This window comes from Erwinia sp. (assembly GCF_031978025.1).
Taxonomy (GTDB): Bacteria; Pseudomonadota; Gammaproteobacteria; order Enterobacterales; family Enterobacteriaceae; genus Erwinia.
In genome coordinates this window covers 1-14669 of record NZ_DALZCD010000079.1, presented here as the reverse complement: position 1 = coordinate 14669, position 14669 = coordinate 1, and the positions used below count along the sequence as shown (strand labels likewise).

Sequence of the window (14669 nt, the reverse complement as noted above, 5' to 3'; positions counted from 1 at the left end):
TTAAAGGAGAAGCGATAAGCAGTAAAGCCTTATCATAATGCAGATTGCGTAAGCGTATGCCTAAAGAAGAAGCGATAAGCAGTAAGCCTTAGCGTCGTAATACAGATTTTGTAAGCGGTGCCTTAAAGAAGAAGCGATAAGCAGTAAGCCTTAGCGTAATACAGATTTTGTAAGCGGTGCCTTAAAGGAGAAGCGATAAGCAGTAAAGCCTTATCATAATGCAGATTGCGTAAGCGCATGCCTAAAGAATAAGCGATAAGCAGTAAGCCTTAGCGTAATACAGACGTCAGCGGCATCTTACAGACCCAGCAATAATTGCCTTTCCAGCTGCGGATTCAGCAACGTCACGTGCAGCCCCACCAGACGCACCCCTCGCCCCGTTCGCCGCTCTTCCCACGTTTTTTTCGCCACGGCGATCAGATCGTCTTTATTCAATACGGGCCAAACATGCTCCTGGGTTGTCTGCTGAAAATCATCAAACTTCAGCTTAACGCCCTGCCTTGCGATCAGCAGATCGGGCTTAATGACTTTTAACCGCCGCTCCAGCTCCGCGTACAAAAAATCAATAATTTCCAGGCAGGCGTCCCATTCATGAATATCGGCCGACAGCGTGCGCTCCACGCCCAGCGATTTACGCAGGCGGTCCGTCACCACTTCGCGCTCGTCAATGCCGTTACAGCGTTCCCACAGTACGCGGCCAAACTTGCCGAAACGTTTTAGCAGCGCAGCCAAATCCGTTTTCTGCACGTCAGCACAGGTGTGCAGCCCCAGCTCCTCCAGCTTTTTCGCCGTCACCTTACCCACGCCGGGAATTTTCGCCAGCGGCAGCGTCAGTAAAAATTGCGGCAGCGCCTCTGGCGTAATCACAAACTGGCCATCCGGCTTGTTCATATCCGAAGCGATCTTGGCGACGAATTTAATGGGCGCCACGCCGGCCGACGCGGTGAGATCCAGCTCGCGTGCGATAGTCTGCCGGATCTCTCGCGCCATCAGCGTGGCAGAGCCGTGGCAGTACGGGCTGTCGGTGACATCCAGGTAGGCTTCGTCCAGCGACAGCGGTTCGATCAGAGAGGTATAGCGCGAGAAAATTTCCCGAATATGCGCGCTGGCTTCTTTATAGGCGTCAAAACGGCCGGGGATCACGGTCAGATGCGGGCAAAGCTTAAGGGCCGTTGCGGTCGCCATCGCGCTGTGCACGCCAAATTTTCTGGCGGGATAGTTAGCGGTGCTGATTACGCCGCGCTTAAGCTGGCTGCCGCCAATGGCAATAGGGATATCTCGCAGGCTGGGATTATCGCGCATCTCCACCGCGGCATAGAAGCAGTCCATATCTACATGTATAATCTTGCGCATTCGCCCCTCCACCAGCACTGGATAAGTATACAGGCGGCGAGCGCATTTTCAACAGGTTAACGGGCTGCCGAAGCGCAGCGGCAGCGGGCTGGCGCAACTTTTCTCGGTTTTTTCTACGCCGCTCTCTTGATAAAAAAATAGACAATGCTAATGTGACGCAGCTTTTACGGATATTTCCGAAACTGCAAGGCAACCACGTCTTCGGACGGCGTATCAACCCTACTATCAAGGGAACCAGAATGGGCAAAATCGCACTGCTGTTTGCGATGTTTTTTCTGCCAGCCGTTGTTTTCGCCAGCGCTCCGGTCGCACCGATCGCTCCCCTGGCACCGGTAAGCAAAGAGTTAAAGAAGCAGTTACTCGGTACCCCCGTCTATATTCAGATCTTCAAAGAAGAACGCACGCTGGAGCTGTATGGCAAAATCGGCACCGAATATCGGCTGCTCGACAGTTACCGTATCTGTAATTTCTCTGGTGGGTTAGGCCCTAAACGTCGCCAGGGCGATTTTAAAAGTCCGGAAGGTTTTTATAGCGTGGGGCTTTCCCAGCTGAAGCCGGACAGTCGCTTTTATCGCGCGATTAATACGGGATTCCCGAACGACTATGACCGCCAGCAGGGTTATGAAGGGAAGTATCTGATGATCCACGGCAGCTGCGTTTCTATCGGCTGCTACGCCATGACCGATGCCAATATTGATGATATTTATCATTATGTCGAAGCGGCACTGCGCAACGGCCAGCCGCGCGTGGCCGTCAGCATCTATCCGTTCCGCATGACCGACAGCAACCTGCAGCGCCATCGCTATTCGGTTTACTACAGCTTTTGGCAGCAGCTCCAGCCCGGTTACGCCGAGTTTGTGAAAAACCATCAGCCCCCGGCGATGGGCGTCAGTGGCGGCAAGTACGTGCTGAACGGCTCACTGCTGAACAGCACGCCCGCCAACCAGTCAGCGCTGGCGCTCTCCGAGGCAAAATAACGCCCAGTCACCTGGCGCGATTTTGTGCCAGGTTTCGTTGCCCGTTAAGGGCTGAGTGGCGATAACCGTGACCACGTCATCCGGCGTGGTCTGCTTCTGAAAGTCTATTTCCACATCCTGATCCAGCAGCGTCGCCTTGCCAAACGGTGCACGCCGCGTGATGCAGAACAGATTGGTCGAGCAGAACGCCATCAGATAGCGGCCATCCGACAGCAGCATATTAAACACGCCCTTTTCCCGCAGTTCCGTCGCCAGCTCGGCAATATAGCGAAAGACAGCCGGCCAGTTTCCCGGCGTGCGCGGGTAGCGCGTGGTCAGCTTGTGTAGCAGCCAGCAGAACGCCTGTTCGCTGTCTGTCTCGCCTATCGGCCGGAACGGGCCGGTGTCCAGCCCCCGGTAGCCTTTCAGCTGGCCGTTATGCGCGTAGGTCCAGTTGCGTCCCCACAACTCACGGGTAAAAGGATGCGTATTTTCGAGTGACACCTCACCCCGGTTCGCCTGACGAATATGTGCCACCACCGAGCAGGATTTGATGGGGTACTCCTGCACCAGGCGCGCTATTGGCGAATTAAAGCTGGGCTGCGGATCTTTAAACGTCCGGCAGCCTTTTCCCTCGTAAAAGGTGATCCCCCAGCCATCCTTGTGCGGGCCGGTTTTTCCGCCGCGCTGCACAAGCCCGGTAAAGCTGAAACAGATGTCCGTAGGGACATTCGCGCTCATCCCGAGCAGTTCGCACATAGCCGTTCCTCGCGTCAGTTATTTCGCCATCTCTTTTTCAATCAGCAGGATCAGGATATGAATAACTTTAATATGGATCTCCTGAATGCGATCGGCATAGCCAAAGTGCGGCACACGAATTTCCACGTCGGCGGTTCCGGCCATTTTGCCACCGTCTTTACCGGTCAGGGTAACCACCTTCATGCCCTGCTCGCGCGCCGCCTCTACCGCTTTAATCACATTAGCAGAGTTACCGGAAGTCGAAATGCCCAGCAGCACGTCGCCCGCGCGGCCTACGGCCTGGACGTAGCGGGAAAAGATGTGATCGTAACCGAAATCGTTACCTACGCAGGAGATGTGGCTGACGTCGGAGATGGCGATCGCCGGATAGCCCGGACGGTTGTCGCGGTAGCGGCCGGTCAGCTCTTCAGCGAAATGCATGGCATCGCAGTGAGAACCGCCGTTGCCGCAGGAAAGCACCTTGCCGCCCGCTTTAAATGAATCCGCCAGCAGCACCGCAGCGCGTTGAATAGCATGGATATTGGCGTCCTCGCTGAGGAAATGATTGAGCGTGTCCTGTGCTTCACTCAGCTCGGCGCGAATGATGTCCTGATACATAGGGAGAGTCCTTTTAGGTGAGGTCTGCGGCAGTTTAGCAAGTTGCCGCGCGGGCGAAAAGCGCCCTGCCCGCCCACGCGCTGCTTTGCCCGGTGTCGGTCACGCTTTGTGAGCCAGGTTGTAATTATCATGTAAATAGATTGATAAAGAAAATCATCTCTATTAGATCTATAACCAACAGGTCAGACCTCTTACAACTTACGGAGCGATGGTTATGATGGTTTTCAGTTGCGTGGCGACAATTTTGCTGATTGGCGCGCTGTTTTATCACCGTGTTAACCTGCGGCTGGCGAGCGTGCTGGTGCTGCTCTGGACAGCAGCGTGGGCGATAGCACATGTCTGGACGCCCTGGCTGCTGCTGCCGCTGGCGCTTATCCTGCTGCCTTTCAATCTTCTGTCGCTGCGGCAGACGCTTTTCTCCCGGCCAATGCTGAAGACTTTCCAGAAAGTGATGCCGCCGATGTCACGTACGGAAAAAGAAGCCATCGAAGCCGGTACCACGTGGTGGGAAGGCGACCTGTTTCGCGGGCAGCCGGACTGGAAAAAACTGCATGACTACCCGCAGCCCAGGCTGACGCCGGAAGAACAGGCTTTTCTGGACGGCCCGGTAGAAGAGGCCTGTCGACTGGCCAATGATTTCCAGATAACTCACGAGATGGCCGACTTGCCGCCGGAGCTGTGGGCCTACCTGAAAGAACAGCGCTTCTTCGCTATGATCATCAAAAAAGAGTACGGCGGCCTTGAGTTTTCCGCTTATGCCCAATCGCGTGTGCTGCAAAAGCTGGCTGGTGTTTCAGGGATCCTGGCGATTACCGTGGGCGTGCCCAACTCGCTTGGCCCGGGCGAACTCCTACAGCACTACGGCACCGACGACCAGAAAGATTATTATCTTCCTCGCCTGGCTCGCGGCCAGGAGATCCCCTGCTTTGCATTGACCAGCCCGGAAGCGGGTTCCGACGCGGGCGCGATTCCGGATATCGGCGTAGTGTGCCGGGGCGAATGGCAAGGCCAGCAGGTGCTGGGAATGCGGCTGACCTGGAACAAGCGCTATATTACGCTGGCGCCGGTCGCCACGGTGCTGGGCCTGGCGTTTAAACTTTCCGACCCTGAACATCTGCTGGGTGAAAAAGAAGAGCTGGGTATTACCTGTGCCCTTATCCCAACCCAGACGCCGGGCGTGGAGATAGGTAAACGTCACTTTCCGCTTAACGTGCCGTTCCAGAACGGCCCTACGCGCGGTAACGCTATTTTTGTTCCGATTGATTATATTATCGGCGGCCCGGCGATGGCCGGCCAGGGCTGGCGGATGCTGGTAGAATGCCTTTCAGTTGGACGTGGCATCACGCTGCCGTCCAATTCGACCGGCAGCCTGAAAAGCATTGCGCTGGCTATCGGCGCCTATGCCCATATCCGGCGTCAGTTCCGTCTGCCTATCGGCAAGATGGAAGGGATCGAAGAGCCGCTGGCACGTATCGCCGGAAATGCCTACGTGATGGATGCGGCCGCCTCATTGATTACCAGCGGTATCATGCAGGGCGAGAAACCGGCGGTGCTGTCCGCTATCGTAAAATATCACTGCACCCATCGTGGCCAGCGCGCCATTATGGACGCAATGGATATCGCAGGCGGTAAAGGTATTATGTTGGGCAAAGGTAACTTCCTCGCCCGTGCCTATCAGGGCGCGCCGATCGCCATTACCGTTGAAGGCGCAAATATTCTGACCCGCAGCATGATTATTTTCGGTCAGGGAGCTATCCGCTGCCACCCTTATATTCTGGCGGAAATGGCGGCGGCGCAGGATCATAATCTGCACGCCTTCGACCAGGCGCTGTTCCATCATGTTGGCCATGTCGCCAGCAATATGTTGCGCAGCCTGTGGCTCGGCCTGACCGCGGGTCGTACCAGTAAGGCGCCGACACGCGATGCGACCCGCCGTTATTATCAGCATCTGAATCGAATCAGTGCCAATCTGGCGCTGCTGTCCGATATGTCAATGTCGGTGCTGGGCGGTAGCCTGAAACGTCGTGAACGCATCTCTGCGCGCCTTGGCGACGTGCTCAGCCAGCTTTATCTCGCGTCCGCCACGCTGAAGCGTTACGAAGACGAAGGTCGCAACGAAGCCGATTTACCGCTGGTGCACTGGGGCGTGCAGGATGCGCTGAATCAGGCTGAAACCGCGATGGAGGATCTGCTGCGTAACTTCCCTAATTCACTGGTCGCTGGTCTGATGCAGGCTGTTGTCTTCCCACTGGGCCGCCACTGTCGCGCCCCGTCTGACCGTCTTGACCACCAGCTGGCGCGTATTCTGCAAATTCCTTCGGCGACCCGTTCTCGCTTAGGGCGCGGCCAGTATCTGACTCCGGGCGAAAATAATCCGGTCGGCCAGCTTGAAGAGGCGCTGCAGGACGTGATGGCCGCAGAAGTTATTCACGACAGGTTGAATAAAAAGGCGAAAAAACCGCTCTCTTTCACCCGCCTGGACAAGCTGGCGCAAAAAGGCCTGCAGGAAAAATGGCTGACGAGCGAAGAAGCCGCCGTGCTGACGCGAGCCGAGGCCAGTCGTTTGCGTTCTATTAACGTTGACGAGTTCGCCGCTGATGAGTTGGCAACCCAGCCGGTAAAGGCGCAAGAGGATAACCAGCCGGAACGGACGGAGAGAAGCCAGCCGCAGACAGAGACCACACCAAGGAAAACGGAAGCCGCCTGAATGAGATGAGCGGCGATCGACGGGCGGCCAACCAGAAAGGGGGCAGCCTGCCACAGTAAGCAAGGGGACCGGTTATAACCGGTCCCCTTTTTTGTCCGATCCTTCCTGCTCCGTTTCCCTGAGCCGCATTTAAAATATCAGCTGAGTAAAAGGAGAAAAAACGTGCATCAGGCCGAAAATGAATTAGTCACGCTGCTTCATCAAAAGGCATTAAAAACCTTCCCAGGCATGACCATGGCGCTCGGCAAAGGGGATAAAATCATCTGGCAGGCAGCAGCGGGCTACGCGGATGCGAAAAATCACGTTAAGAGCGTGCCTGAAACGCAATTTGGTATCGGCAGCATTACCAAGGTTTTTGTGGCGGTCATCGTCCTTCAGCTGGTCGAAGAAGGTCTGCTATCGCTGGACGATCCCCTTTCAAACTGGCTGAAAAAGAACAGGCTGGCCGGTATTGCGAATGCCGAAAGCGTGTCCGTCAGGCAGTTGCTTTCCCACTATTCCGGCATACCCAGCTGGGAAAACCAGCCGTTATGGATTTCTGCCGCACGTGGGCAGCAGGCCAGACCGAATAAGATATGGTTGCCAGATGAAAGTCTTGATTATATTCGGGGCACAAACGCACTCTGCCTGCCGGGCGAAGCGTTTAACTATTCCAACAGCAACTTCACATTATCAGGATTGCTGATTGAAGCGGTCACTGCCCATTCTTTCGAGGAGGCATTGCGCAGAAGGATTATTCACCCGCTTTTGCTGAAAAGCACTTTCCTTGCCGCAGGGGGAGCTTTGGATAGCGGAAATATGTCCAGACGATTCCATCAGCGGGACGCGCACTTTATCAGAAACGCCGGAATAGCAGACGCCTTTACGCCAGCACCGAATAATATGTTGGACGTTTCCGCCATTAACCTGTCCGCTGAATGGGCGGCCGGAGGCATAGTTTCTACGGCCCGGGACGTCATGACTTTTATGCTGGCACTGAAAAACGGCAAATTGCTTCAGGTTGAAAGCATGACGGAAATGCAGCGATGGCTTCCGGCCGATGGCGCAGAAATGGGATTGAGCCTGTTCAGGACAGACACCGATGATGGTGTGGTCATAGGACACGGTGGGAACGTCCTCGGTGCCAGCGCCTGCGTAGGTTGGTATGAAGAGACTGACTGTGCGATCGCTATCCTCACCAATGTAGGTTCCATGCACGCGGCGCCTGAAGCTGACTGTGCGAGCCTGTTTTTCAAACAATCAGCAGTAGGGAAACTGGCTCAGGCGATCGCCTCTCGTCATTAATTCGCCCTGAAAAGCACCACACCGCCAGCACATTCCGCCCCTACTCTGCACCGTTAAGCCAAAGGCACCGCGTCACTCCGCACGGCGAAACGCGGTACAGCCTCAAAAATTACAGGTATAATCCCTGAATTCTTTAACAGCCTCAGAAACGACAATGACGAAACTTACCTTACAAGAGCAGATGCTAAAAGCGGGCTTAGTCACCAGCAAAAAAATGGACAAGGTCCAGAGAACGGCTAAGAAATCACGGGTTCAGGCTCGCGAGGCAAGAGCGGCCGTGGAAGAAAATAAAAAAGCCCAGCTTGAGCGCGATAAGCAGCTAAACGAGCAGCAAAAACAGGCGGCGTTATCCAAAGAGTATAAAGCTCAGGTGAAGCAGCTTATTGAGATGAACAGAATCGTCATCTCAAGAGGGAATATTGATTTTAACTTCACGGATAACAATCTTATTAAGAAAATCACCGTGGATAAGATTACGCAGGCACAGCTGACAAGTGGTCGTCTTGCCATAGCGCGCCTGGTAAATGACAACGGCGAGCATCACTATGCCATCATTCCCGCGAGCGTAGCCGACAAAATTGCGCAGCGTGATGCCAGCAGCATTGTATTAAACAGCACGCTGAGTCAGGAAGAGCAGGACGAAGAAGATCCGTACGCCGACTTTAAAGTGCCTGACGATCTGATGTGGTAATAAACGGCGGGTTGACGGTCAGCGTTATCTGACCTCGCCTGCCGTCTTTAGTCTCGCGCCGACAGGCGAATCGCTTTCAGAAAGGGCTGGCGTGGCGGACTTCCATCCGCTCTTCGCTAACGGGATGCACAAAATGCAGTTCGCTGGCGTGCAGCATCATACGCGGTGTCCGTTCGGTGCCGGGCAGCAGACGGCCGCCATAAAGATCGCATCCCCAGATAGGGTGCCCCAACAGCTGGCAGTGAATGCGGAGTTGATGGGTGCGCCCGGTTTCCGGCATCAGCCGTACTCGCGTCAGCGGCAGTGACGTCCCGTCTTCCTGCTCATGGTAAAAACGCTCAACGACCCGATAGCCAGAGCGGGCAGGTTTGCCCCTGATCGCGCTGATCGACATCAGTGGGAACAGCGCCGAATCTTTGGCAATCGCGGCATCTATCACGCCTTCGTCCTCGCGCAGATGCCCGCAAAGTAGCGCGCTGTACACCTTGGTCACGGTACGCTGGCTGAACTGCTGGCAGAGCGCGGCATTGATTGCCTTATTGCGGGCTATCACCATCAGTCCGGACGTGCCGAAATCCAGACGGTGAACCAAGGTACAGTCGGGAAACCGCTTTACCAGCCGGTAATGCACTGAATCCCTGTTTTGCGGGTTTTTCCCCGAGAGGCTCAGCAACCCGGCGGGTTTATCAATCAGCACCAGATGGTCATCCTGATAAAGGATCGCTATTTCGTCATGGCACGGCGGAGCAATAAACGTATCGGAAATCACAGGCATCAGGTCACCGCACGAGGAATGGCTGCGGATAATAGCGAACTTTCCGCTCGCTGACGACTCTGTTGGTGAAGGCTCTTTTCCGGCGTATCCGCCCGTTGGTTTTCCTTCCTCGCCGACGCTTCGCTTTTGCCCGCCTCGCAGAGCCGAAAATTATCGTCCAGACTTAAAGCAAAGGCATAGTCTGCGCGAGCATTGTGCTTTACACTGCGCGCTGCAAAAATTGAGTAGATAAACGATTAAGTAGGCGGTAACGGCGATGAACGGAACAATCACAACCTGGTTTAAAGATAAAGGCTTTGGATTCATCAAAGATGAAAACGGCGATAACCGTTATTTTCATGTGATTAAGGTCGCCAACCCAGACCTGATTAAGAAAGATGCGGTGGTGACGTTTGAACCCACCACCAACAGCAAGGGCCTGTCGGCCTATGCGGTGAAGGTCGCCCCGGAAAGCAAATATCTCTTTATTGCAGGCGAACGCCTGAAGCTTACCGCCATCAAATCCTATGTGGTTTTCAGCGAAGAAGTGCCTGTCGATGCCCGCATTGATAAAGAAAACCCGGTGCTGTCGGTGGGCGTTCTGATGAGCAGCATCCGGCCAAAATCATCGGTTAAACCGGGTGAAATGCGCTCGCTGAAAAAACTGGCGATTACCACTTTCCAGGGCGCGACGCTGATTTTCACGGCAGATGAAATTGATATCGATGCGACGGTGAAACTGCTTAAGGTGTAAAATCAGTCGACGCTATAAATAGCGCGTCACCCCGCTGGCCGCCCTGAACGTTAAGCACAGGGCGAAACTGGCGGTTTTGCCCGCGCTAATCTGCGATGTTGGTCTGGTCGGGCCCCAGGCTGGCGTACCGGAGTCTCTCTTCTGTCATAAGCCCCCCTTTGCCAGCCGGTCCTTTTCTCTTTAGCTGACAGCAACAAACGAAGATGCGCTCGGGTAAACAGGAAAATCTACTCGCAGCGGCCTGCAGCAACCGTTCAGGTTGCGCCTGAAAAATGGCGTAAGCCACGCCTGTTACCCCCCCCTGCTTAACGCCTCAGCCGTTCTGCCGTACTCGTGCAATCAGCGCATCAATGTTTTCCACACGCTCGGCGGCCAGTATCAGCGTTCTGCCCAGCGTTATCGCCTGGCGAATGCACTCCACTTTCATCGCTTCATCCTGAATGGTGCCGATATCGGCAACCTGCGACATGCCGACGGTACGACGGATCAACTCTGTTCCGCAGTAGCCCAACGTATCGCGCCAGACTTTATTCAGAAACCCGGCGGCGTAGCCTGGATAAGCCAGCGCGCGATCGCGTGACTTTTCGGCGGCCAGTGACAGAAAACCTTCAGCAAAGCTCTGCCAGGTTATCCGCACCTCTTCCAGACGTTTCTCCCTCGCGTCAGCCGCTTCACGCGGAGCCAACAGGCCGGGGAGCGCGCAATAATTGAGCAGGAGATTACCTAACGCGCTGCCGACGTCAAAGCCCATCGGGCCGTAAAAACCAAATTCCGCATCAATAACCTTCAGGCTGTTTTCAGTGACAAAAATCGACCCGCTGTGCACGTCGCCATGCAGCAGCGCTTCCGCATGGGACAAAAAATGGTGTTTAAGGGCGGCAACTTTATGCCGCAGCTCATCATCGGTACGGAGCTGGGCCACCAGCGGCTCTACAGCCCGGGGATAGCCGTTGCGCTCATGGATTTCATAAGGCTCATTGAAGAAAAGTTCTTCCGTAATGCCGCACATTTCGGGGTTGGTAAAACGGATAACATCGGCTTTTTTCTTATCAGGAGCCTGATAAAAATCGGAAGTATGGAACAGCGTTTGCGCCAGATATTCGCCCAGCTGCGCGGCGGCCTGCGGGTAAGGAATGCCTTTTATCTGCTCCCCGCGCCAGATGGCGTGGCTGGAAAGATCTTCCAGCACCATGACCGCCAGCTCAGGATCGTAATGCAGCATTTTTACCGTATGTGCCGGGCAGAGCTTACCGTGAATTTGCAGCACTTCGGCCTCGATGCGGGCGCGATCGAGCGTTAACGGCCAGGATTCACCCACGCAGCGCACGTAGGGTAAGGCCTGCTTGATGATAACCCGGCTGACGTCGTCACAATCGAAGATTTTAAAAACCAGGTTAAGGTTTCCGTCGCCAATTTCCTGCGAACTGACCAGGCTTTGCGGGTCGGCGAGGCCGCCAAATTCACGGGCATATTCCACGGCATCAGCTGCGGTGAACGTACGATATTGCGACATTAACTCACCCTCCAACGGTTATCTTGCCTGCTGCCTGTTGCGGAACGGGCCGTTCAGACGTCTATACATCCACCAAGCATGTTGGCACAATATGACCTGACCATGCAACCGGGATTTAACCTTCATGCAAACACTGAGTACAACCAGCCTACAAGTTCGTGACAACCAGCTCTGGATCCTTGACCAGCAGGCGCTGCCGCAAAAGAAAATCTGGTGTGCGACGCCGGATGTTGCGGCGCTGGTCGATCATATTAAAACGCTGCGGGTGCGCGGCGCGCCGCTGATTGGGCTTTCAGCCAGCCTGCTGCTGGCCCTGCTGGCAGAAAACGGGATGCCTCAACCGGCGCTGATCGAGGCGCTGGAAGTGCTACGCGCCTCGCGCCCTACCGCCGTAAACCTGATGAACAATCTGGATCGGATGAAGCTGGCGCTGGCGCAGGAACATTATGTCACCGCGCTGACTTTCGAGGCGTTACGCCTGGTAGAGGAAGATAAAGTGCTGTGCGACAACATCGCGGCGGCAGGCGCCAGGCTAATCAAACCGCGCAGCCGCCTGCTGACTCATTGTAATACCGGGGGGCTGGCAACGGCTGGCGTTGGCACCGCCCTGGGCGTGATAGCGCGTGGCTGGCAGGAAGGCCGGGTGGAAAAGGTGTGGGTAGATGAGACGCGCCCGTTATTACAGGGCGGCCGCCTGACGGCATGGGAGCTGGGTGAGCTGGGCGTGCCCTACAGGCTTATCTGCGACAGCATGGCAGCAAGCCTGATGGCGAAAAACCAGGTGGATGCCGTTTGGGTCGGCGCAGATCGTATCGCCGCGAATGGCGATGTGGCGAACAAAATTGGCACCTACAGTCTGGCAGTACTGGCCCGCTACCATAACGTTCCCTTCTACGTAGCCGCACCGCATACCACGCTGGATGCCCACTGTCCCAATGGCGACGCGATCCCGATTGAACAGCGTGCCGCCAGCGAGGTTACGGGTGTAGCCGGGAGCTTTGGCGAAGTGCAGTGGGCGCCCCAGGACGCACAGGTTTATAATCCGGCCTTTGATGTTACGCCGGCTTCGCTGATTAGCGGCTGGGTGTTGGATACGGGCGTAGTCACGCCAGCCCAGATAGAAGCAGGGATTTTTCAGCCAGCGGGTTAAGGCTGTGCTCCCGGGAGAGGGCCGCTGATTCGATTTAACCAAGTCAGGCGGCCTTTAGCGATGGCATGGTGGCACGCGTGCTGAAGTGCGAAATAGCTTTCCCAGCAGGAGGTCACGGTGGAAGCGAGTTCCTTTTACCATCGGCCTTATGCGAATTCGCGCCAGGGCTGTGTTTGCCCACCCAATAAAAAAAGCGGGCCCTGAACGCTCCGCTGCCTCAACTCAGACAGCGCATTGCTCAGAACCCGCTCTTGCCGCGAGTCACCGCTATCAGGCGTAGCCGTAGCTCATCAGACGCTGATAGCGACGGTCCAGCAGCTCTTCTTTAGTCAGCTCGTCCAACTCGGCCAGATCGGCCAGCAGCTGTGCCTTCATCGAAGCGCCTATCACCAGCGGATTGCGATGCGCGCCACCCAGCGGTTCCGGGATCACCGTATCGATCAGCTTCAGTTCCTTCAGACGCGGAGCGATAATGCCCATTGCTTCTGCGGCCAGCGGCGCTTTATCCGCGCTTTTCCACAGAATGGACGCACAGCCTTCCGGCGAAATCACCGAGTAGGTGCTGTACTGCAGCATATTCACTTTGTCGCCCACGCCGATCGCCAGCGCGCCGCCAGAGCCCCCTTCGCCAATCACGGTACAGATAACCGGCACGGTCAGGCCAGACATCTCACGCAGGTTACGTGCGATAGCCTCGGACTGCCCACGCTCTTCAGCGCCCACGCCCGGATAAGCACCCGGCGTGTCGATAAAGGTGATGATCGGCATATTAAAGCGCTCGGCCATTTCCATCAGGCGCAGTGCCTTACGGTAACCTTCCGGTGCCGGCATACCAAAGTTACGACGGATCTTCTCTTTGGTCTCGCGACCTTTCTGATGACCAATGATCATCACCGGACGACCTTCCAGGCGAGCAATCCCGCCAACGATAGCCTTGTCGTCCGCGTAAGCGCGATCGCCAGCCAGCTCGTCGAAATCGGTAAAGACATTACGGACATAGTCCAGCGTATAAGGACGCAAAGGGTGACGCGCCAGCTGCGCGATCTGCCATGCACCTAAATCGGAGAAGATTTTACGGGTCAGCTCCACGCTTTTTTCGCGCAGACGCTGAATCTCTTCATCCAGATTAATATCCAGTTTTTCATCCTGACGGCCAACCGACTTCAGCGAGTCAATTTTCGCTTCAAGTTCTGCGATTGGCTGTTCGAAATCCAGGTAATTAAGACTCATAATATTCCTGTTTTAGTCAAACTCCAGTTCCACCTGCTCCGACCCGATCAGTGACCGCAGGTCGTTTAATAAACGATCGCTGGGCGATACGCGCCACGCTGCGCCAAAACGCAACCTCGCTCGCGCATCCTCTCTCTGGTAATAGAGATGAACCGGAATAGTCCCCGAACGATAAGGTTCCAGGGATTGGCGGAGACGGTTTAAAAGCTGGTCATCAATTTGCCTGTCCGTCAGCGAGATAGCAAGCCCGCGAGCATATTTTTCACGGGCTTCATCAATGTCCATCACATCGCGAGCGGTCATTTTAAGCCCGCCGCTGAAGTCATCGAAGCTGACCTGTCCGCTGACGATCAGGATACGGTCTTTTTCCAGCAAATGCTGGAACTTATCAAGTGCATCGGTGAAGAGCATCACTTCCAGACGACCAGAGCGATCGTCCAGCGTACAAATACCGATACGGTTTCCGCGTTTTGTTACCATTACGCGAGCCGCCACCACCAGACCTACGGCCATGGTCATTTTGCCACGTTCGGTCGGGTGCATGTCTTTCAGGCGCATTCCTCCCACGTAGCGCTCGATCTCTTTCAGATACTGATTAATCGGGTGCCCGGTTAAGTAAAGCCCTAAGGTTTCTCTTTCGCCATCCAGCCTGACCTGCTCCGGCCACGGCGTCACGTCGGCATAAGATTTTTCAATCTGCTCCGGCTCATCAGCCAGCACGCCGAACATATCCGCCTGACCAATAGCCTCGGCTTTGGCATGTTGATCCGCTGCTTTCAGCGCATCGTTCAGCGCGCTCATCAGGGCCGCGCGATGAGGCCCAAGCCGGTCGAACGCGCCGGACATAATCAGCTTTTCCAGTACTCGCCGGTTAAGCTTTTTGGTATCGGTGCGGGCGCAAAGATCGAACAGTTCCCGGAA

13 protein-coding genes are annotated in these 14669 nt (G+C 55.5%); 6 read left to right on the top strand and 7 right to left on the bottom strand.

Annotated features, from left to right (window positions below):
* Positions 1–297 precede the first annotated feature (297 nt).
* Complete coding sequence (gene dinB / locus RTK32_RS08575; RefSeq protein WP_312043036.1) at positions 298–1353, bottom strand: DNA polymerase IV; 1056 nt, start codon at positions 1351–1353, stop codon at positions 298–300.
* 239 nt (positions 1354–1592) lie between these two features.
* On the opposite strand from dinB, the gene dpaA reads away from it, so the two are divergent.
* Positions 1593–2330 (top strand): peptidoglycan meso-diaminopimelic acid protein amidase, encoded by a 738-nt coding sequence (dpaA, locus tag RTK32_RS08570; RefSeq protein ID WP_312043035.1) that lies wholly within the window; start codon positions 1593–1595, stop codon positions 2328–2330.
* Here the strand turns inward: dpaA and RTK32_RS08565 are convergent.
* Entirely contained in the window at positions 2301–3068 is a 768-nt protein-coding gene (locus RTK32_RS08565) for a class II glutamine amidotransferase (RefSeq protein ID WP_312043034.1), read from the bottom strand. The two genes, dpaA and RTK32_RS08565, sit on opposite strands and share 30 nt — an antisense overlap.
* Before the next feature lie 18 nt (positions 3069–3086).
* A complete protein-coding gene (gene lpcA, locus RTK32_RS08560; protein ID WP_312043033.1) occupies positions 3087–3665 on the bottom strand; it encodes a D-sedoheptulose 7-phosphate isomerase in 579 nt (192 codons plus the stop codon).
* Between the two features lie 214 nt (positions 3666–3879).
* Here lpcA and fadE point away from each other — a divergent pair, with 214 nt between their 5' ends.
* The 3 genes from fadE (at position 3880) to RTK32_RS08545 (ending at position 8347) form a co-directional block, all read left to right on the top strand.
* On the top strand, positions 3880–6372 hold the full coding sequence (gene fadE / locus RTK32_RS08555) for an acyl-CoA dehydrogenase FadE (protein ID WP_312043032.1): 2493 nt from the start codon (positions 3880–3882) through the stop codon (positions 6370–6372).
* 162 nt (positions 6373–6534) lie between these two features.
* Positions 6535–7656, top strand: a complete 1122-nt coding sequence (locus RTK32_RS08550) for a serine hydrolase domain-containing protein (protein ID WP_312043031.1) — start codon at positions 6535–6537, stop codon at positions 7654–7656.
* Positions 7657–7810: 154 nt separating this feature from the next.
* Positions 7811–8347 (top strand): DUF2058 domain-containing protein, encoded by a 537-nt coding sequence (locus RTK32_RS08545; protein WP_312043030.1) that lies wholly within the window; start codon positions 7811–7813, stop codon positions 8345–8347.
* Positions 8348–8423: 76 nt separating this feature from the next.
* Here the strand turns inward: RTK32_RS08545 and RTK32_RS08540 are convergent, their stop codons facing one another.
* Positions 8424–9122: an RluA family pseudouridine synthase gene (locus RTK32_RS08540; protein WP_312043029.1), complete on the bottom strand. Its 699-nt coding sequence runs from the start codon at positions 9120–9122 to the stop codon at positions 8424–8426.
* 256 nt (positions 9123–9378) lie between these two features.
* Between RTK32_RS08540 and RTK32_RS08535 the strand changes: the two genes are divergently transcribed.
* On the top strand, positions 9379–9855 hold the full coding sequence (locus RTK32_RS08535; protein ID WP_312043028.1) for a cold shock domain-containing protein: 477 nt from the start codon (positions 9379–9381) through the stop codon (positions 9853–9855).
* 313 nt (positions 9856–10168) lie between these two features.
* Here RTK32_RS08535 and mtnK read toward each other — a convergent pair whose 3' ends face one another.
* The gene (gene mtnK / locus RTK32_RS08530) at positions 10169–11368 is read right to left on the bottom strand and encodes an S-methyl-5-thioribose kinase (protein ID WP_312043027.1); all 1200 of its coding nucleotides are present in this window, start codon (positions 11366–11368) and stop codon (positions 10169–10171) included.
* Positions 11369–11492: 124 nt separating this feature from the next.
* Between mtnK and mtnA the strand changes: the two genes are divergently transcribed.
* A complete protein-coding gene (gene mtnA / locus RTK32_RS08525; protein ID WP_312043026.1) occupies positions 11493–12518 on the top strand; it encodes an S-methyl-5-thioribose-1-phosphate isomerase in 1026 nt (341 codons plus the stop codon).
* 270 nt (positions 12519–12788) lie between these two features.
* Here mtnA and accA read toward each other — a convergent pair whose 3' ends face one another.
* Together accA and RTK32_RS08515 are read right to left on the bottom strand one after the other, a co-directional pair.
* A complete protein-coding gene (gene accA / locus RTK32_RS08520) occupies positions 12789–13748 on the bottom strand; it encodes an acetyl-CoA carboxylase carboxyl transferase subunit alpha (RefSeq protein ID WP_312043025.1) in 960 nt (319 codons plus the stop codon).
* Positions 13749–13760: 12 nt separating this feature from the next.
* The coding region (locus RTK32_RS08515) for an OB-fold nucleic acid binding domain-containing protein (RefSeq protein WP_312043024.1) at positions 13761–14669 on the bottom strand (909 nt) is incomplete at its 5' end.